General features: G+C 65.5%; 18 protein-coding genes. 12 read left to right on the top strand and 6 right to left on the bottom strand.

Annotated features, from left to right (window positions below):
- The 4 genes from G6N31_RS02280 to G6N31_RS02265 all read right to left on the bottom strand — a co-directional run bounded on the left by G6N31_RS02280 (nt 1) and on the right by G6N31_RS02265 (nt 4,653).
- Nucleotides 1–798 (bottom strand): enoyl-CoA hydratase/isomerase family protein, encoded by a 798-nt coding sequence (locus tag G6N31_RS02280; protein ID WP_098003287.1) that lies wholly within the window; start codon nt 796–798, stop codon nt 1–3.
- The gene (locus G6N31_RS02275) at nt 791–1,972 is read right to left on the bottom strand and encodes a CaiB/BaiF CoA transferase family protein (protein ID WP_435404847.1); all 1,182 of its coding nucleotides are present in this window, start codon (nt 1,970–1,972) and stop codon (nt 791–793) included. The genes G6N31_RS02280 and G6N31_RS02275 overlap by 8 nt, the downstream gene beginning before the upstream one ends.
- A 113-nt stretch (nt 1,973–2,085) precedes the next feature.
- On the bottom strand, nt 2,086–3,252 hold the full coding sequence (locus G6N31_RS02270) for an acyl-CoA dehydrogenase family protein (protein WP_098003285.1): 1,167 nt from the start codon (nt 3,250–3,252) through the stop codon (nt 2,086–2,088).
- 105 nt (nt 3,253–3,357) lie between these two features.
- Nucleotides 3,358–4,653: an amidohydrolase family protein gene (locus tag G6N31_RS02265; protein WP_163722003.1), complete on the bottom strand. Its 1,296-nt coding sequence runs from the start codon at nt 4,651–4,653 to the stop codon at nt 3,358–3,360.
- A 261-nt stretch (nt 4,654–4,914) separates the two neighbouring features.
- Here G6N31_RS02265 and G6N31_RS02260 point away from each other — a divergent pair, with 261 nt between their 5' ends.
- The 7 genes from G6N31_RS02260 to G6N31_RS02230 are packed head-to-tail and all read left to right on the top strand — an operon-like array spanning nt 4,915 to nt 10,760.
- Nucleotides 4,915–5,457: a carboxymuconolactone decarboxylase family protein gene (locus G6N31_RS02260; RefSeq protein ID WP_098004870.1), complete on the top strand. Its 543-nt coding sequence runs from the start codon at nt 4,915–4,917 to the stop codon at nt 5,455–5,457.
- A gap of 9 nt (nt 5,458–5,466) precedes the next feature.
- A complete protein-coding gene (locus G6N31_RS02255; protein WP_098004869.1) occupies nt 5,467–6,798 on the top strand; it encodes an aromatic ring-hydroxylating oxygenase subunit alpha in 1,332 nt (443 codons plus the stop codon).
- Nucleotides 6,791–7,120 carry a hypothetical protein gene (locus G6N31_RS02250; RefSeq protein WP_098004868.1) on the top strand — a complete coding sequence of 110 codons (330 nt, stop codon included), beginning with the start codon at nt 6,791–6,793 and terminating at the stop codon, nt 7,118–7,120. The genes G6N31_RS02255 and G6N31_RS02250 overlap by 8 nt, the downstream gene beginning before the upstream one ends.
- A 2-nt stretch (nt 7,121–7,122) precedes the next feature.
- On the top strand, nt 7,123–8,409 hold the full coding sequence (locus tag G6N31_RS02245) for a metal-dependent hydrolase family protein (RefSeq protein WP_098004867.1): 1,287 nt from the start codon (nt 7,123–7,125) through the stop codon (nt 8,407–8,409).
- Entirely contained in the window at nt 8,393–8,824 is a 432-nt protein-coding gene (locus G6N31_RS02240; RefSeq protein WP_098004866.1) for a nuclear transport factor 2 family protein, read from the top strand. The genes G6N31_RS02245 and G6N31_RS02240 overlap by 17 nt, the downstream gene beginning before the upstream one ends.
- Nucleotides 8,821–9,954, top strand: coding sequence for an acyl-CoA dehydrogenase family protein (locus tag G6N31_RS02235; RefSeq protein WP_098004865.1), 1,134 nt, complete (start codon nt 8,821–8,823; stop codon nt 9,952–9,954). Before G6N31_RS02240 ends, G6N31_RS02235 begins: the two co-directional genes overlap by 4 nt.
- A 14-nt stretch (nt 9,955–9,968) precedes the next feature.
- The gene (locus tag G6N31_RS02230) at nt 9,969–10,760 is read left to right on the top strand and encodes an acyl-CoA dehydrogenase family protein (protein ID WP_098004881.1); all 792 of its coding nucleotides are present in this window, start codon (nt 9,969–9,971) and stop codon (nt 10,758–10,760) included.
- 42 nt (nt 10,761–10,802) lie between these two features.
- Here G6N31_RS02230 and G6N31_RS02225 read toward each other — a convergent pair whose 3' ends face one another.
- Nucleotides 10,803–11,585 (bottom strand): enoyl-CoA hydratase, encoded by a 783-nt coding sequence (locus tag G6N31_RS02225; protein ID WP_098004864.1) that lies wholly within the window; start codon nt 11,583–11,585, stop codon nt 10,803–10,805.
- A 200-nt stretch (nt 11,586–11,785) separates the two neighbouring features.
- Between G6N31_RS02225 and G6N31_RS02220 the strand changes: the two genes are divergently transcribed.
- From G6N31_RS02220 to G6N31_RS02200, 5 genes are all read left to right on the top strand, one after another.
- Complete coding sequence (locus tag G6N31_RS02220; RefSeq protein ID WP_098004863.1) at nt 11,786–12,511, top strand: TetR/AcrR family transcriptional regulator; 726 nt, start codon at nt 11,786–11,788, stop codon at nt 12,509–12,511.
- Nucleotides 12,512–12,835: 324 nt separating this feature from the next.
- The gene (locus tag G6N31_RS02215; RefSeq protein WP_098004880.1) at nt 12,836–13,960 is read left to right on the top strand and encodes a cytochrome P450; all 1,125 of its coding nucleotides are present in this window, start codon (nt 12,836–12,838) and stop codon (nt 13,958–13,960) included.
- Between the two features lie 76 nt (nt 13,961–14,036).
- Nucleotides 14,037–14,873: a mycofactocin-coupled SDR family oxidoreductase gene (locus G6N31_RS02210; RefSeq protein ID WP_098004862.1), complete on the top strand. Its 837-nt coding sequence runs from the start codon at nt 14,037–14,039 to the stop codon at nt 14,871–14,873.
- A gap of 4 nt (nt 14,874–14,877) precedes the next feature.
- On the top strand, nt 14,878–15,951 hold the full coding sequence (locus G6N31_RS02205) for a phosphotransferase (RefSeq protein WP_098004861.1): 1,074 nt from the start codon (nt 14,878–14,880) through the stop codon (nt 15,949–15,951).
- 54 nt (nt 15,952–16,005) lie between these two features.
- A complete protein-coding gene (locus G6N31_RS02200) occupies nt 16,006–17,439 on the top strand; it encodes a WS/DGAT/MGAT family O-acyltransferase (RefSeq protein ID WP_098004879.1) in 1,434 nt (477 codons plus the stop codon).
- Here the strand turns inward: G6N31_RS02200 and fadD12 are convergent.
- Complete coding sequence (fadD12, locus tag G6N31_RS02195) at nt 17,436–19,037, bottom strand: acyl-CoA ligase FadD12 (RefSeq protein WP_098004878.1); 1,602 nt, start codon at nt 19,035–19,037, stop codon at nt 17,436–17,438. The two genes, G6N31_RS02200 and fadD12, sit on opposite strands and share 4 nt — an antisense overlap.
- Nucleotides 19,038–19,039 lie beyond the last annotated feature (2 nt).

Here is a 19,039-nt window from a genome sequence, read left to right as displayed (position 1 = left end):
TCACTCCTGATTACTCTCGTAGAGGGCCCACGCCCCGGTGAATTCGGGCTCGCCCTTCGCGGCGAACGCGGCATACGCCTCGCCCGAGTCCGTGGTGGCGAAGTTACCGGGTTGCGCGCGGGCCTCGTTGGCCAGCGCCTCCCGTAGCGTCGCGTTGGCGCCGTCGTTGAGTAGTGCCTTGCTCTGCGCCAGCGCGAACGGCGGTCCGGCCGCCAGCCGCGCGGCGAGGTCATCGACGAACGCGTCGATCTCGTCGGCGGCCTTGACCCAGGTGACCAGTCCCAGCCCGAGGGCTTCCTCGGCGCCGATCATGTCGGCGAGCAACACCAGCCGCTTGGCCTGTTGTAAACCCACGATCTTGGGGAGCAGCCACGATCCCCCCAGGTCCACCGAAAGCCCGCGCTTGGCGAAGATCTGACAGAAGCGGGATTCCGGCGTGGCGACCACCAGGTCACAGCCCAGCGCGAGGTTCCAGCCGGCGCCGACCGCGATCCCGGCGACCTTGGCGACGGTCGGAACCGCGAGCTCGTGCAGCGCCAGCGCCACATCGGTGAGCCGGTCGAGCTTGTAACGCGGATGGATCTGCTCGCCGGTTCCGATGTCCGCGCCGGAGCAGAACGCACCGCCGGCGCCGGTGAGCACCAGCGCGCGGACACCACCGTCGCGCTTGGTATCCCGCAGGACATCGGCCAGCTCGACCCACAGGCGGGCGTCGAGCGCGTTGCGGCGTTCGGGCCGGTTCAACGTCAGCGTGCGGATCCCGTCGCGGTCCGCGCAGAGCAGCACCTGGTCAGCCACGGTAGGCCTGCCCGATCGCACCCTCGGCACGCAGCTGCGCCAACTCCGCTGCCGTGAAGCCGATTTCGGAGAGCACCGTATCGGTGTGCTCGCCGAGCCCCGGGATCGCGCCCATCGGCTGCTCGAAGCCGCTGATCACCGGCGGCGGGCGCAGCGCCCGGATGTCGCCGCTGGGCGTCGACACGGTGCGCCACCGGTCCCGGGCGGTCAACTGCGGGTGCACAACGACCTCGGACGGTTTGTTGTAGCGGGAATTGCCGATTCCGGCGTCGTCGGCCTTTCTCTGGATGTCGGCCAGGTCGTGGCGGGCGCACCAATCGCCGATCGCCTCTTCCAGGATCTCCCGGTGCGCACACCGGCCGGAGTTGGTGGCGAACCGGGCGTCATCGGCGAGGTCGGGGCGGTCGATGATCTCGCGGGCCACCCGTTGCCATTCGCGGTCGTTGGTCGTGCCGAGGACCACGGTCTGTCCGTCTCGGGTCGGGAACGCACTGTAGGGCGCGACCGCCGGGGAGCCGACTCCGAGCGGCTCCTGGTCGATTCCCGAATGCTGGGTGTAGGTCAACGCGTAGCCCATGACGTCGGTCATCACGTCGAACAGGCTCAGTTCGACAGCCGGTGCCGGGCCGGGCTGCGGATGGGTGGCCCGCCCGTAGAGCAGGGCCATGATCGAGATCGCCGCGTAGAGTCCGGTACTGAAGTCGGCCATCGCCGGTCCGGGCTTCGCGGGCATGCCCGGGTATCCGGTGATAGCGCAGGATCCCGATTCCGCTTGCACCAGAAGGTCGTAGGCGCGCTTGTGCGAGATCGGACCGCCCGGTCCATACCCGTCGATCTCCACGGGGATCACCTGGGGATGCCGCGCGGCGAGGTCAGCCGGCGCCAGCCCCAGGCGGGCGGTCGCGCCGGGCGCCAGGTTGGACACGAACGCATCGGCCCGGTCGAGCAACCGGTGCAACACGTCCATGCCGGCAGCCGACTTCGTGTTCAGCGTGACCGACTCCTTCCCGCGGTTGCACCACACGAAGTGGGCGGCCAGACCGCCGGGACCGTTGACGACATCGTCGTAGTCGCGGGCGAAGTCTCCCCCTTTGGGATTCTCCACCTTGATGATTCGGGCGCCGAAGTCGGCAAGAACCCGGGTGCACATGGGCGCGGCCACGGCCTGCTCCATCGCGACGACGGTGACGCCGGCCAGGGGTGCACTACCGATCTGCGAACTGCTCACGTGTTCACATAACCATGCCGCAGCCGACCGGCAGAATCTGGCCGATCGAATCGCCGCACCTAGTAACTCCTGGGTAGCCCGAGCACATGCTCACCCAGGAAATTCAAGATCATCTCCTGGCTCACCGGCGCGATCTTCATCAGCCGCGACTCGCGGAAGTAGCGCGAGACGTGGTACTCCTCGGAGTACCCCATTCCACCGTGCAACTGCAGCGCACGGTCGGCGGCGCCGAATCCGGCGTCCGCGCAGAGATACTTGGCGGTGTTCGCTTCGCGCCCACAGGGTTTGCCGTTGTCGTAGAGCCAGGTCGCCTTGCGCAGGACCAGCTCGGCAGCGTCCAGGCGGGCCAGCGAGTCGGCCAGTGGGAACTGCAGGCCCTGGTTCATCCCGATGGGCCGATTGAACACGTGGCGTTCGTTGCCGTACTTGACGGCCTTCTCCAGCGCGACCCGGCCGATTCCCAGCGCCTCGGCGGCGATCAACATTCGTTCCGGGTTCAGGCCGTCGAGGATGTACTTGAAGCCTTGGCCCTCCTCGCCGACCCGGTCCTCGATGGGCACCATGAGGTCGTCGATGAACAACTCGTTGGAGCTCACCGCGTTGCGGCCCATCTTGTTGATCGGCCGGATGTCGACCCGGTCGCGGTCGAGATCGGTCAGGAACAGGGTCATCCCGTCGGTCTTCTTGGTCACCTGGTCATACGGAGTGGTGCGGGTCAGCAGCAGGATCTTCTCGGATTCCAGGGCCTTGGAGATCCAGACTTTCCGACCGTTGACGCGGTAGTGGTCGCCTTCGCGCTTGGCCGACGTGGTGATGCGCGAGGTGTCCAGTCCCGCACCGGGTTCGGTGACGCCGAAGCACACATGCAGATCCCCGTCGACGATCCTGGGCAGGGTGCGGGCCTTGAGCTCGTCCGAGCCGTGTTTGACGACCGGTTGCATGCCGAAGATCGACAGGTGGATCGCGCTCGCGCCGTTCATCGCCGCGCCGGAACGGGACACCTCCTCGAGCAGCAGGGTGGCCTCGGTGATGCCCAGACCATGTCCGCCGTACTGCTCAGGAATCGTCATCCCGAGCCAGCCGCCCTTGGCGATGGCGTCATAGAACTCTTGCGGGAACTCGTGGGCCTGGTCCTTTTCCATCCAGTAGTGGTCGTCGAACCTGCTCGCCAGCTCCGCCACCGACTTCCGAATCAGCTCCTGATCCTCGGTCAGCTCGAAACTCATACCGCCCGGCATGCTGCCTCTTCTCCTCGATCAATCACGCGCCGACAGTGCATTCCGCTATCTCCGGTTCTGCGCACGCGGAATGCACTTCCGCGGAAGGTGTGCTCAGTCCTTGTTGCCGGTCAACTCCTTGGCCCGAGCCGCGAAGTCGGCGAAGGTCGCCCCGGTCTTCTCCTTGTGCGATAGGGCGCGGATGGAGACGTCGTGTCCTTCGGCGGCTTGGCGCAGGGCGCCGACGGTGGCCTGGTCTTTGGGGATGTGGGTGAACGGGTCCCAGTGATACCAGCGCATCGCGTTCTGGTAGGTCATCTTGTTGATCTCGTCGTCGGGGACATTGTTGGCGGTGAGGACCTCGTCGAGTTGTTCGGGCGCCCCGGGCCACATCGAATCGCTGTGCGGGTAGTCGGCCTCCCAGCAGATGTTGTCGACCCCGATCTGATGGCGCGTAGTCACCCCGACCGGATCGGCGATGAAACAGGTCAGGAAATGCTCCCGGAACACCTCTGAAGGCAGCTTGCCGCCGAAATCCTGACCCGTCCACGTCGAATGCATCTCATAGGTGCGATCCACCCGCTCCAGGAAATACGGAATCCAACCCGTCCCGCCCTCGCTCAGCGCGATCTTCAGATCCGGGTACTCCTTGATCGGGCGCGACCACAACAGATCCGCCGCGGCCTGCACGATGTTCATCGGCTGCAACGTGATCATCACATCCATCGGCGCATCCGGCGCGGTGATCGCCAACCGCCCCGACGACCCGATATGCACATTGAGCACCGTGTCGGTATCGACGAGCGCATCCCACATCGGCTTCCAATGCTCGAAATCATGGAAACTGGGATACCCCATCGCCGCCGGATTCTCGGTGAACGTCAACGAATGCACCCCACGGGCGGCATTACGCCGAATCTCGGCCGCACACGCCTGCGGATCCCAGATCACCGGCAACGTCATCGGAATGAACCGCCCCGGATAGGCCCCACACCACTGTTCGACATGCCAGTCGTTGTAGGCCTGCACCAACGCCAGGCTGAACTCCTGATCCTCGGTGGCGAACAACCGCCCCGCGAACCCCGGAAACGACGGAAAACACATCGACCCCAAAATCCCGCCGGCGTTCATGTCCTTGACCCGCTCATCGACCTGCCAACACCCCGGCCGAATCTCATCCAACCCCTGCGGCTCCAGCCCGTACTCCTCCTTGGGCCGCCCCGCCACCGCATTGAGCGCCACATTCGGAATCACCACATCGCGGAACTGCCACGTATCCGAACCATCCTCGTTGTGCACCAACCGCGGCGCCTCATCCAGATACTTCCTCGGCAAATGATTGGCGAACATATCCGGCGGCTCAACGATGTGATCATCCACGCTGATCAAAATCATCTCGTCTTTATGCATGGTGGCTCTCCTTCTGTCTCCGGGTGTCCGGAGACGCGCAGTCTCGGCCGTAGGTTCTCCTACTTAGGAAACTAGCTTCTCCGCTGGCGAGAATCAACGTCCGAAAGTGACATCTTGCCTGGCAGGCTGTGGCCGCGATGGGGGTCCAGGAAGACCGCTGACCGGGGATTGCGGCCTTGCGCGTTGACGCGCGGACGGAAAGATGGAAATCTATTGGCGAAATATGAGAACCTGATTCTCATGAGTGAGAGGAGGCCGACGGTGCGAGTGGCCCCACTGCCCGCCGACCAGTGGGACGAGGCTGTCGACAAAGCGCTCTCCGGCCTGATGCCGGTAGAGATGCGCAACCCCGACACGGCGGGCAACCTCGTCGCGACACTGGTCCGCCACCCGAAGCTGACCCGCGGTTTCCTGCGATTCAACTTCCACCTGCTCTACGGCTCCACCCTGCCCGAGCGGCTGCGCGAACTCGCCGTGCTGCGCGTGGCGCGCCTGACCAACTGCGAGTACGAATGGCGCCACCATGTCGCCATAGGCCGCGCGGCCGGCCTGACCGACGACGTCATCGCCGGCATCGAACGCGGCGAGGCCGACGACGAGCTCGACCGGGCCGTCCTGGCCGCGGTCGCTGAATTGCACCACGATTCGGTGGTCTCCGACTCCACCTGGACAGCGCTGTCCGCCCATCTCGACGAGCGTCAGCTGATGGACCTCGTCTTCACAATCGGCTGCTATGGCTCGTTGGCCATGGCGATCAACACCTTTGGCGTAGAACCCGACGCCAGTACTGACGCAGAGAGGTAGCGAATCCCAATGGCACATTTTCCGAAGCCCGCCGTCGGCAGCTGGACCGAGAACTGGCCGGAGCTGGGCACCGCCCCGGTCAACTACGAGGACTCGATCGACCCCGAGCATTGGAAGCTCGAGCAGCAGGCCATCTTCCGCAAAACCTGGCTGCAGATGGGTCGCATCGAACTGATCCCGAAGAAGGGCAGCTACATAACCCGCGAGCTTCCATCGGTCGGACCCGGCGTATCGATCGTCATCGTCAACGACGGCGACGAAGTCCGCGCGTTCTACAACATGTGCCGCCACCGCGGCAACAAGCTGGTGTGGAACGACTACCCCGGTGAGGAAACGTCGGGAACCTGCCGTCAGTTCGTCTGCAAGTACCACGCCTGGCGATACGACCTCAAGGGCAACCTGACGTTCGTCCAGCAGGAGCAGGAGTTCTTCGACCTCGACAAGGCCGACTACCCGCTCAAGCCGGTGCGCTGCGAGGTGTGGGAAGGCTTCATCTTCGTCAATTTCGATGACGATGCGGTCTCGCTCGAGGAGTACCTGGGCGAGTTCGGCCAGGGCCTCAAGGGCTATCCGTTCCACGAGATGACGGAGCATTACAGCTACCGCGCCGAGATCAAGTCGAATTGGAAGCTGTTCATCGACGCGTTCGTCGAGTTCTACCACGCGCCGATCCTGCACATGAAGCAGGCGGAGAAGGAGGAAGCCGAAAAGCTGGCCAAATTCGGTTTCGAGGCACTGCACTACGACATCAAGGGTGATCATTCGATGATCTCGTCCTGGGGCGGCATGAGCCCGCCGAAGGACCTGAACATGGTCAAGCCCATCGAGCGCATCCTGCACAGCGGGTTGTTCGGTCCGTGGGACCGTCCCGCGATCAAGGGCATCCTGCCCGACGAGCTGCCGCCGGCCATCAACCCGGGCCGCCACAAGACCTGGGGGCAGGACTCCTTCGAGTTCTTCCCGAACTTCACGCTGCTGTTCTGGGTACCGGGCTGGTATCTGACCTACAACTACTGGCCCACCGGAGTGGACACCCACATCTTCGAGGCAGACCTGTACTTCGTGCCGCCGAAGAACCTGCGCGAACGGCTCTCCCAGGAGCTGGCCGCGGTGACGTTCAAGGAGTACGCATTCCAGGATGCCAACACCCTGGAGGCGACCCAGACCCAGATCGGCACCCGTGCGGTTCTCGATTTCCCGCTGTGCGACCAAGAGATTCTGTTGCGCCACCTCCATCACACCGCGCACAAGTACGTAGACCGGTACAAGGAGTCCCTCGCCAAGGGCAACGGTACGAACGGCAAGCATGCCGCCAGTGAGAAGGAAGCTGCAAATGTCTAAGCTGCCAGAGGAATTCGCCGATCTCGAGCGGTTCAGCGATTGGTGCCTGCCCACGGAGGAAGAGCGCTACCAGAAGCGACTGAACTCCACGATGGAAGAGATGCAGGAACTCTACGATGCCGGTATGGCTCGACTCGAGGACATCATGGTCTACGTCGATGCCCGGTTTCCGCTCAAGGGGATGCCGGAGGATGCCAAGGCGCTGGTGCACCTCGGCCAGTCGATCGTGATGGTCAGCTTCCCGGTCGAGGTGTGGAAGCAGCCCCGGGTGCTCGACAGTGGTGCGGCCTACATCAGCCTGATCAAGGAGCCGGTGGTCTAACGGTGCCAGATGCTCTTCGCGCAAGCGGTCCCCCGCAATCGGGAGGTGCCCCCTCATCGGTACTGACCCTGAAAGCCGCGGGTCTGCTCGACGTCGATGCCGGGGAGATCATCCGCCCCGGCATCGTTCGCGTCGACGGCAGCCGGATCGTCTCGGTCGGGGCGCAGCCGCAGGACGGCGACGAGGTCATCGACCTCGGCGACGCAATCCTGTTGCCGGGCCTGATGGACATGGAGGTCAACCTCCTGATGGGCGGCCGCGGCGAGAACCCCGGTCTCTCCCAGGTGCAGGACGACCCGCCGACTCGGGTGCTGCGTGCGGTCGGCAACGCCCGCCGCACGCTGCGCGCGGGGTTCACCACGGTGCGCAACCTCGGATTGTTCGTCAAGACAGGCGGTTACCTACTCGACGTCGCACTCGGGAAGGCCATCGACGCCGGCTGGATCGAAGGGCCACGCGTGATTCCGGCCGGTCACGCCATCACCCCCACGGGCGGCCACCTGGACCCGACGATGTTCGCCGCGTTCATGCCCGGCGTGCTCGAGCTGACCATCGAAGAGGGCATCGCCAACGGGGTCGATGAGATTCGTAAGGCGGTGCGCTACCAGATCAAGCACGGTGCCGAGCTGATCAAGGTGTGCTGCTCCGGTGGTGTGATGTCGCTGACCGGGGAGGCCGGCGCACAGCACTATTCGGACGAGGAACTCCGCGTGATCGTCGACGAGGCGCATCGGCGCGGTCTGCGGGTGGCTGCGCACACCCATGGCGCCGAAGCCGTCAAACACGCTGTCGACTGCGGAATCGACTGCATCGAGCACGGATTCCTGATGGACGACGAGGCGATCCAGATGCTCGTCGACAACGACCGGTTCCTGGTGAGCACGCGTCGCCTGGCCGAGTACATGGACGTGTCGAAGGCGCCGCCGGAACTGCAGGCCAAGGCAGCCGAGATGTTCCCCAAGGCACGAACGTCCATCAAGGCCGCCTACGACGCCGGCGTCAAGATCGCGGTCGGGACTGACGCACCGGCGATCCCGCACGGTAAGAACGCCGACGAACTGGTCACCCTGGTGGATTGGGGGATGCCGCCCGCCGCGGTGCTGCGCGCAGCCACCGTCGTGGCCGCCGATCTGATCAACCGCCCGGGTTCTCTCGGCCGGCTCGCCGAGGGTTACCTCGCCGACATCATCGCGGTGCCGGGTGATCCACTGGCAGATATCGGCGTTACACGCAATGTCAACTTTGTAATGAAGGGCGGTAAGGTCTACCGACATGACCAACCGAACTGAGGATCTCGTCGAGATCCAGCAGCTCCTCGCGAAATACGCCGTCACCATCACCCAGGGTGACGTCGAAGGACTGGTCTCTGTGTTCACGCCGGACGGCACCTACAGCGCGTTCGGCTCGACCTATACGCTGGCCCGCTTCCCCGAGCTCGTCGCCGCCGCGCCGAAAGGTCTGTTCATGACGGGCACCTCACTGGTCAATCTCGACCCCGACGATCCCGACACGGCGACCGGGACCCAACCGTTGTGCTTCATCGAGCATTCCACGCACGACATGCGCATCGGCTATTACAACGACACCTACGTCCGCACCGACGACGGCTGGCGCCTGAAAACCCGCGCCATGACGTTCATCCGGCGCAGCGGTGACCACGACTCCGGACGCCCGCACGCCATCGGACGACCGGAGGCCGGATGACCTCGACGGACACCGCCGAGTTCCGCTCGGACCTGCGAGCCTGGCTGGACGACAACGACCTGACCCCGCCGCCGGACAGCCATTCGCTCGAGGGGCACATCCGGCAGTTCGCCCGTGTGCAGCGCGCCCTCTACGACGCCGGGTGGAACCGCTACGGCTGGCCCGAACACGCCGGTGGCCTGGGCGGTCCGGCGATCCTGCGCGCCGTCGTCGGTGAGGAAGTCGTGGGTCGGCGCCTGGCCGAGCCCGGACCGTACTCGATGCTCGAAGTGCTGACCCCGACGATGATCGACTACGCGCCCGCTGGGCTGGCCGCCGAGATGGTGCCGAAACTGCTCAGCGGCGAGGAGCTGTGGTGCCAAGGCTTTTCCGAGCCGGGCTCGGGCAGTGACCTGGCGTCGCTGACCACGCGCGCCACGCTCGACACCGATTCAGGGGGTCAGCGCTACGTCATCAACGGCCAGAAGGTCTGGACCAGTTTCGCGCAGTTCTCGCAACGGTGCATCCTGCTCACCCGCACCGGTGACGCCGAGACGCCCAACCATCAGGCCATCACCGCGTTCTTCATCGATCTCGACACCCCGGGCATCACCGTGCGTCCGCTGCGCACCATGCACGGGGTGGACGAATTCTGCGAGGTCTATTTCGACGACGTCGTCGTCGATGCCGACAGGATGCTCGGAAAGCCCGGCGACGGCTGGCAACTCGCGATGGACCTGCTGCCCTATGAACGCTCGAGTTGCTTCTGGCAGCGCATCGCGTACCTGTACTCGCGCTTCGACGAGCTGATCAGCATCGTCAAAGGGCTCGGCACGGCCTCGGACTCCGACCTGGGCGAGGTGTATCTGGCTCTGCACACCCTGCGCTGCCGATCCCGCGCCACCCAGCACAGGCTGGCCGACGGCCACCGGCTCGGCCCGGACACCTCGATCGACAAAGTGCTGCTGGCCAACGCCGAGCAGCAGTTCTACGACACCGTGCGCGATCTGCTGCCCAGCGTCATCGAACTCGAGGACTCCGACTGGCGCACCGAGTACCTCTACTCGCGCGCGGCCACCATCTACGGCGGCACGGCCGAAGTGCAGCGCAACATCATCGCTCGCCGCCTCCTCGATCTCGGCAAGGAGTGATCATGGACCAGGACATGGACGCCAAGTCACTCGAGATGCTCGAGGACACGCTGCGCAAGACCATGTTGTCGGCCTCCGGGCCCGAGCTCGACACGGCCTTGGCCGAACTCGGCTGGGCCGAAATGCTCTCGGACATACCAGATCTGGCGATCCCGCTGGTGTTCCGACTCCTCGGCGAAACCGGGGCACACGCTTCGGTGCTCAACGATGTGATGCTGGAGACCATCGGCGGACTACCCGGCGGAACCCCGCCGATGCCCTACACCGGCGGGGGCTGGGTGGTGTGGGAACGCATCCCCAGCGACGACTGCCCGACGCTGGGCGGGCTACCGCTGCGTGGCGTGCCCGACGGCGAGTTGATGCGCATGGGCGAGGCCCGGCGGGCGGTCGGGTGGTGGCTGGTCGGTTCGGCCCGCGCCATGCTGAACCTGGCCCGCCGGCATGCCCTGGACCGGGTGCAGTTCGGCCGGCCGATAGCGGGTTTCCAGGCCATCCGCCACCGCCTGGCCGAGACGCTGGTCGCGATCGAAGGCGCCGAGGCGACGCTGCAGCTGCCGGGTACCGAGAGTGCCGACCTCACGGCGATGCTGGCCAAGGCCGCCGCGGGCAAGGCAGCGTTGACCGCCGCCCGGCACTGTCAGCAGGTGCTCGGAGGAATCGGGTTCACCGCCGAGCATGACCTGCACGTGCACGTGCAACGTGCCCTGGTACTCGACGGGTTGCTCGGCAACGCGAAGGAATTGACCCGCAAGGCCGGCGCGGGACTGCGCGCCCGCGGCTCGGTGCCCCGACTCGCCCACCTGTGAGTGCGAGTGCGTCGCCGGCACGGCGACGCACTCGCCGTCGCGCTAGGTGATGTTGGCTTTCATCTGGTCGAGGTCGACCAGCACGGGCCAGCCACCCACGCTCAACGCGTTGCCGTGACCGGTCTGATGGACGTCGAAGACCGACTGGATCGCCGCGTAGAAGCCCTGCACATCGAGAGTCTGGTTCACCGCGCGCTTGGCCTGCCGCAGCGCGAACGGTGGCATCTTCGCGATGTGTTCTGCCATCGCCCGCGTCTCGGTGTCCAGCTTGTCGCGCGGCACGACCTTGTTGACCATGCCGGTGCTGTACACCTCCTCGGCGGTCATGGCTCGGCCGGTGAACAGGATCTCCTTGGCCTTACGGGGCCCGAGTTCCCAGGTGTGCCCGTGGTACTCGACACCGCCGATACCCATCAGGACCACCGGATCGGAGAACTGCGCGTCGTCGGCGGCGATGATCAGGTCACACGGCCAGCACAACAGCAGACCACCCGAGATGCACCGGCCCTGCACCGCGGCGATGGACGGCTTCGGCACGTTACGCCACCGCAGCGTGTACTCCAGATACCGCTTCGCCTCGTGCTCGATGATGAACTCGAGGGTGATCTTGTCCGGCACCGGCCCCCCGCCGCGCAGGTCGTGGCCGGCGGAGAAGTGTTTCCCGTTGGCCCGCAGCACGATCACGGCCACCTCGGGATCCGCGGCCGCCCGGCTCCATGCCGCGTCGAGCTCGTCGAGCAACTCGGGATTCTGCGCGTTGGCGGCCTCGGGCCGGTTCAGGGTGATCGTCGCGATTTTGTCGGCGACCTCGTAGTCGATGTACATACGGCACGTCCTCGGGTTGCGGGGCGGCCAGCGCGGGTACCAGCCCCCGGGTCGGCAAACGCCGCCGACGACGACTGGCCGACCTGCTGCCTGGGCCCTGCGCTCTGGGCCTTCTCTTATTTCGAGAATGAGAATACTATTCTCGTGGTGAGGAAGTTACAATCTCAGACACGGTGGCCGAGAGGGGGTCGAGGACCGCAATGGCAAGGCGTTCTCCGGTACAGTCAGTTCATGTTCTCCCCAATCGGTCTGCAGCCGACGGGCAGCCGCCGGTGACCACACCGAGCGAGGAGCCGGCCTGGAAGCAGCGCGCAGTCGAGCGGTCCATCAAGACCGCCAAGCTGCGCGCGGCGCAGCGCGTTCAGCGGTTCCTCGACGCCGCCCAGGCCATCATCATCGAAAAGGGCAGCACCGATTTCACCGTGCAAGAAGTGGTGGACCGTTCGCGCCAGTCCCTTCGGAGCTTCTACCTGCAGTTCGACGGTAAGCACGAATTGTTGCTCGCGTTGTTCGAAGACGCGCTCAGCCGTTCGGCGGACCAGATTCGGGCCGCCACCGCCGGGCAGCAGGAACCTCTCGAGCGCCTCAAGGTCGCCATCCAACTGCTGTTCGAGACATCACGTCCGGACCCGGCCGCCAAGCGGCCGCTATTCACCGATTTCGCGCCGCGACTGCTGGTGTCGCACCCCTCCGAAGTCAAAATCGCGCACGCGCCGTTGCTGGCGTTGCTCACCGAACTCATGGAAGAAGCCAGCGCCGCCGGCAAACTGCGAGAGGGCATCAACCCGAAACGCATGGCGGCGATGACCATGCAGACGGTGATGTTCGTCGCACAGTCCAGCGGCGATGCGGGCGACGGAACCGCCAACCCGATCTCTGCGGATGAGGTGTGGGACTTCTGCGCACACGGCTTCGCCGCTCGTTGACACCAAGAACCACGCTCTCCCAGTTTCAGAATTCCTTCGCGCGTTCGGGGTAACACCGTATCCATGTCCTGTTGATGGCGGTCGAAGCGGCGATTGCGAGAGCCATGTTCTTCATTTCAGAGAGTGCCAATGGTCGTGATTGAGTCCACCATTGACACTTCCCTGTCGGCAATGCCACAGTTGTGAGACAGATGGCAGCCCGTTGTCTTATGAACCCGGTCCGGCGAGAGGGACACCGTGACGATCAGCGCTGAGAACTCCGAGGCACAGAACACCGCTGTGGCGGATGCGTTGGACTACGACCCCTACAGCGTCGACCTCAACATGGCCCCCTATGAGGTGTTCGCTCGCCTGCGCGAGGAAGCGCCGCTGTACTACAACGCCACCCACGACTTCTACGCATTGAGCCGGTTCGACGACGTCAACAAGGCGCTGATCGACCATGAGACGTTCATCTCGGGCCGTGGCGCCCTGCTCGAGATCATCAAGTCAGGTATGGAAATCCCTCCTGGCACACTGATTTTCGAAGATCCTCCGATTCACAACATCCATCGGAACCTGTTGTCGCGGATGTTCACCCCGCGCAAGGTGCTTGCGCTCGAGCCGCAGATCCGAGAGTTCACCGCCCGCTGCCTCGATCCATTGGTGGGCACCGACAGATTCGACTTCGTCAACGACCTCGGTGAGCAGATGCCGATGCGCGTCATCGGGATGCTCCTCGGCATCCCTGAAGAACATCAGCGTCGGGTCACCGAACACGGCGAGGCCACGCTGCAGAACGAGAACGCGGACCTGATGGCTTCGGGCGAGGTGTTCGCCGAATTCATCGACTATCGCACCAAGCATCCCTCCGACGACATCATGACCGATCTGCTCAACGTCGAATTCGAAGACGAGACCGGCACCGTGCGCCGGCTTCGTCGCGATGAGTTGTTGATGTACCTGACGGTGGTCGCCACCGCGGGCTCGGAGACCACCACGCGGCTGATCGGCTGGGCGGGCAAGACCCTGGCCGACTATCCCGATCAGCGGCGCGAGCTGGTGGACAACTCCGCGTTGATCCCCAATGCGGTCGAGGAGATCCTGCGGTGGGAACCGCCCGCACTGCACATGGCCCGTTACGTCACCCGCGACACCGAGCACTACGGACAGACCGTCCCCGCCGGCAGCGCGATGCTGCTGATGATCGGCGCGGCCAACCGCGATCACCGACGCTTCCCACCCAACGGCGACGTCTTCGACATTCACCGAGAACTGCGGTCGCACATGACTTTCGGGGCCGGCACACACTTCTGCATGGGTAATGCGCTGGCCCGGTTGGAGGGCCGCATCGCGTTGGAGGAGATCCTCAAGCGCTTCCCGGAATGGGAGGTCGACTGGCCGAACGCACGCCCGTCGCAGACCACCGCGGTCCGTGGCTGGGAAGCCATGCCCACGTTCGTCGCCTGACACTCTTCTACCCCACCACGACACCCACCTCACTACCGACACCCACCCGACCACCGACAGAAGGATCCGAACAGACATGGCAGGACGCGTAGAAGGCAAGGTCGCTTTCATCACCGGGGCCGCGCGTGGCCAGGGCCGGGCGCACGCGGTACGGCTGGCCGAAGAGGGCGCCGACATCATCGCCGTCGACATCTGCAAGCAGATCGACAGCGTGCTGATCCCGCTGAGCAATCCCGAGGATCTGGCCGAGACCGCCGATCTGGTCAAGAACGCCGGCGGTCGCATCCACACCGCCGAGGTCGACGTCCGGGACTTCGATGCGCTCAAGGCGGCTGTCGACGCCGGTGTCGAAGAATTCGGCCGACTCGACATCATCGTCGCCAATGCGGGCATCGGCAACGGCGGCCAGTTGCTGCACGAAACCGGTGAACCCGACTGGGATGACATGATCGGGGTCAACCTGTCCGGCGTCTGGAAGACCGTCAAAGCCGGTGTGCCGCACATCCTGGCAGGCGGGCGCGGCGGTTCCATCATCCTGACCAGCTCGGTCGGCGGCTTGAAGGCTTACCCGCACACCGGGCACTACGTCGCGGCCAAGCACGGTGTGGTCGGGCTGATGCGCACCTTCGCCGTCGAGCTCGGCGCCCAGAACGTCCGCGTGAACTCGGTGCATCCGACCAACGTGAACACGCCGCTGTTCATGAACGAGCCGACGATGAAGCTGTTCCGCCCCGACCTGGAGAACCCGGGACCCGATGACATGAAGGTCGTCGGTCAGCTGATGCACACCCTCCCCATCGGCTGGGTGGAGCCCGAGGACATCGCCAACGCGGTGCTGTTCCTGGCCTCCGACGAGGCGCGGTTCATCACCGGCGTTCCGCTGCCGGTGGACGGCGGCAGTTGCCTGAAGTAGCGCGGTGACGGCCCCGGAACTGTCCATCCCGCAAGGATGGGACGAGATCACCCCGGCCTGGATGACGTCGGCGCTCGCTCCGCACTTTCCAGGCGCTGAGGTTGACGACGTCCGGGTCACCCTGCGCGACGACGGCACCAACCGCCGGGCCAGACTGGCCTTGAGCTACGCCTCGGGCAGCGGGCCGGCGACGGTGTTCGCGAAAGCGGTCGACCCTGCGCACGCCGACCTGGTGGAGTTGACCAGCGGCCTGTATCACGAGCCCAGGCTGTTCGCCTCCGGCGCGGTGCTGCCGCTGGAACACCCGCAGGTCTACGCCGCGATCATCGACGAAGACCGCCGCGACTTCCTGATGGTCATGGAAGACGTGGTCAGCCGCGGTGGCGACCCGCGGGACTCCACCCGTCCGCTGACCGTCGACCAGGCGGCCGCCGGGGTGCGCGGCCTGGCCCGGCTGCACAGCCGGTTCTGGGGCGAACGCTTGACCGGTGATCCCACGCTGGGGTGGGTCGAGCCGTTCGTCGCGTTCGCCGGTCTGGAGTACGCGCCGCTGCACATCGCCCACGAACGACTCGGCGCCACAGTCGCTCCCGAAGTGTTGGCGCTGAACGGCACCGAGTTGTTCGTCGACGTGTGGGCTCGCTACATCGGCACCCTGACCACATCGCCTGCGACGCTGCTGCACGGCGATCCCCACATCGGCAACACCTACGTCCTGCCCGGCGGCGAGGTCGGATTCCTGGACTGGCAGATGGTGCGCCGTGGTAACTGGTCGCTGGATCTCGGCTACTTCTTGCAGGGCGCATTGACGATCGAGGACCGCCGGCGGACCGAACGGGATCTGCTCGACGAATACCGGGCAGCGCTGCACCTGCCGGACGAAACGATGCCCAGCAGGGACGAGGTCTGGCTGCGCTACCGCGCCTCGGTCGCCCATGGTCTGGCCATCTGGATGGCCACGCTGTCCGGTGGGGACGCATGGCAGAACGCCGAGATCTGTCTCGCGCTGGCCCAGCGCTACGCCGCGGCGTTCGTGGACCTGCAGACCCCGCAGGCACTCGACGCGATCTGCCGCTGAGGGCATTCGGCGAAACCGCGTCGATCATGACCACCGAGTGGTTGCATGGTCTCCATGAAGCGGCTCAACGGCATGGACGCCATGCTGCTCTACAGCGAGACGCCCAACCTGCACACCCACACGTTGAAGGTCGCGATCATCAACGCCGCCGAGTTCGACGGCGAGTTCACCTTCGACCTGTTCCGGCGCACGATCGCGCGGCGATTGCATCTACTCGACCCGCTGCGCTATCGCCTGATCGACATCCCCTGGAGACTGCATCACCCGATGTGGTTGGAAGACTGCCCGGTGGACCTGGACTATCACCTGCGGCAGGTCCACGTGCCGAGCCCCGGCGGACGCCGCGAGCTCGACGAGGTGATCGGACGGATCGCCAGCACCCCACTGGACCGCAGCCGTCCGTTGTGGGAGTTCCATTTCGCCGAGGGCATGGCCGATGACCGTTTCGCGCTCATCGGCAAGGTGCACCACACCCTGGCAGACGGTGTCGCCTCGGCCAATCTGCTTGCGCGACTGATGGATCTGGCAGACGGGACCCACGACGAGCGGGACGAGTACGCGACCTGCGCGGCGCCCGGCCGGTCGGAGCTGTTGCGGGTGGCGATGCGTGACCACGCCGCGCACGTCGCCGCTCTGCCCGCACTGACCCGCGATGCGGTTCGGGGTGTCACCAAGCTGCGGCGCCGGTCCCGACAACGCACCGACCCGCCCGGGCTGGCCAAGATGTTCCACACCCCGCCGACGTTCCTCAACCACGTCGTGTCGCCGGGCCGCACCTTCGCCACGGCGTCGGTGCCGCTGACCGAGGTCAAGCAGACCGCCAAACACCTCGGGGTCACGTTCAACGACATCGTGCTGGCCACCGCGGCCGGCGGTCTGCGCGAACTGCTGTTGCGCTATGACGGCCGCGCCGATCGTCCGCTGATGGCGTCGGTTCCGGTGAGCACCGATCTGTCGCCAGACCGGGTCACCGGCAACGAGATCGGGGGGCTTTCGGTGTCCCTGCCGGTACAGATCGACGACCCCCTCGAGCGCGTCCGGTTGACCTCACTGGCCACGACCCGCGCCAAAGAGGACTACGAACTGCTGGGCCCGAAACTGCAGGGCCAGCTGATGGAATACCTACCACCGCCGCTGACCCCGACCCTGCTGCGCTGGCAGAGTCAGCGTTCCAAGCACAACCCGCTGATGAACGTCGCGGTGTCCAGCGTTCCCGGGCCCCGCCGGCGCGGTCACATCGGCGGCGCCCCGGTCAGCGAGATCTACTCCATCGGCGTGCTGTCGGCGGGAAGCGCGTTCAACATGACAGTGTGGAGTTACGTCGATCAGGTGGACATCTCGATCCTGTCCGACGACAAGACCTTCGACGACATCCACGAAGCAACCGACGCGATGATGCACGCCTTCGACGAGATACGTTCCGCAGCAGGCCTTCCCGCGTCGACGACGGTCGAATCGGCGATGGCCCCGGCCCCGGCCGCGCGCTAGTCGACCAGGTTCAGCAGCTCCTTGCGGACCACCTTGCCGGTGCTGCCGCGCGGCAGTTCGTCGAGGATGGCGATCTGGCGGGGCACCTTGTAGTTGGCCAGATTATCGCGGACATGCTGCTTGAGCTCGTCGGCACCGACACTCGCTCCGTCACGCGGCACCACGAACGCGACGAGGCGCTGACCGTATTGTTCGTCGTCGACGCCGAGCACCACCGATTCCTTGACGTCAGGATGCCGAGCCAGGGTGTTCTCGACCTCGATGGGATAGACGTTCTCCCCGCCGGAGACGATCATCTCGTCGTCGCGGCCAACCACGAAAAGCCGGCCGGCCTCGTCGAGGTAGCCCATGTCCCCCGACGCCATGAACCCGTCGTGGAACTCCTTGGTCTTGCCGGAGGTGTACCCGTCGAACAACGTCCCGCTGCGCACGAAGATCTGTCCCGTGCGCCCAGTGGGGACCTCGTTGAAATCCTGGTCGAGGATGCGGATCTCGGTTCCATCGGCGGGGCGCCCGGCCGTGTCGGGCGCGGCGCGCAGATCCTCTGGCGTGGCCGTGGCGATCATCCCCGCCTCGGTGGCGTTGTAGTTGTTGTAGATGACGTCACCGAACTGATTCATGAACGAGATCACGACATCGGGACGCATCCGGGAGCCGGACGCGGTGGCGAAGCGCAACGACTTTCCGCTGTAACGGCTTCGGACCTCGTCGGGCAGATCCATGATGCGGTCGAACATCACCGGAACGACGGCCAGTCCGGTGGCGCGGTAGCGGTCGACGAGTTCCAGGGTTGCCTCAGGATCGAATTTGCGTCGCGTCACGATGGGGCAGGCCAGCAGCGCGGCGAACAGCAACTGCGAAAAACCCCACGCATGAAACATCGGAGCCGCGATGACGATGGGCTCTTCGGCGCGCCACGGCACCCGGTCCAGGACGGCCTTGAGGTCACCGGCGCCGCCGCTACCGGCAGAACGCTTGGCGCCCTTGGGTGTGCCGGTGGTGCCCGAGGTCAGCAGGATGATGTCGCTCTTGCGGTCGCTGGGCTCAGGCCGCTGCCCGAGGTGAGCCTCGATGAGCGAGTCCATGGTCGGTGTGGCGCCGCCCGGGGTGTCCACCCACGCCAGCACGCGGGTCGCCCCCGGAACGTCGCGCAAAGCCCGGTCGACTGTCCCGGTGAACTCCTCGTCGTAGAGCACGACGTCGGCGCCCTCACGCTCGATGACCTCCGCCATCGCCGGACCCGCGAAGGAGGTGTTGAGCAGCAACACGTCCGCACCGATCCGGTTGGCTCCGACGAGCGCCTCGATGAAGCCCCGGTGGTTGCGGCACATCACAGCCACCGTCGTGGGTTTCCACTGCTGCAGCGCGACCCCGAGCGCATCGCACCGGTCGTCGAGTTGCGCCCAGGTCAGCGTGCCACGCTCGTCGATCAGGCCGGGCTTGTCCGGGCAGCGCTGCGCGGCGGTGGCGAAGCCCACCGTCGCGGTCAGGCCGGCCCGGCGCACCGCCAGCCCCATGCGTAGGTATCGGTCCGGCCGCATCGGCGCGATCAACTTGGCCCGCCACAGCGTGTTCAGCAGCCCCACCTGGTCAGCCATCA

It is taken from the genome of Mycolicibacterium duvalii (assembly GCF_010726645.1).
In the GTDB taxonomy this organism is placed as follows: Bacteria; Actinomycetota; Actinomycetes; order Mycobacteriales; family Mycobacteriaceae; genus Mycobacterium; species Mycobacterium duvalii.
This window is presented reverse-complemented; position numbering and strand designations above follow the sequence as displayed.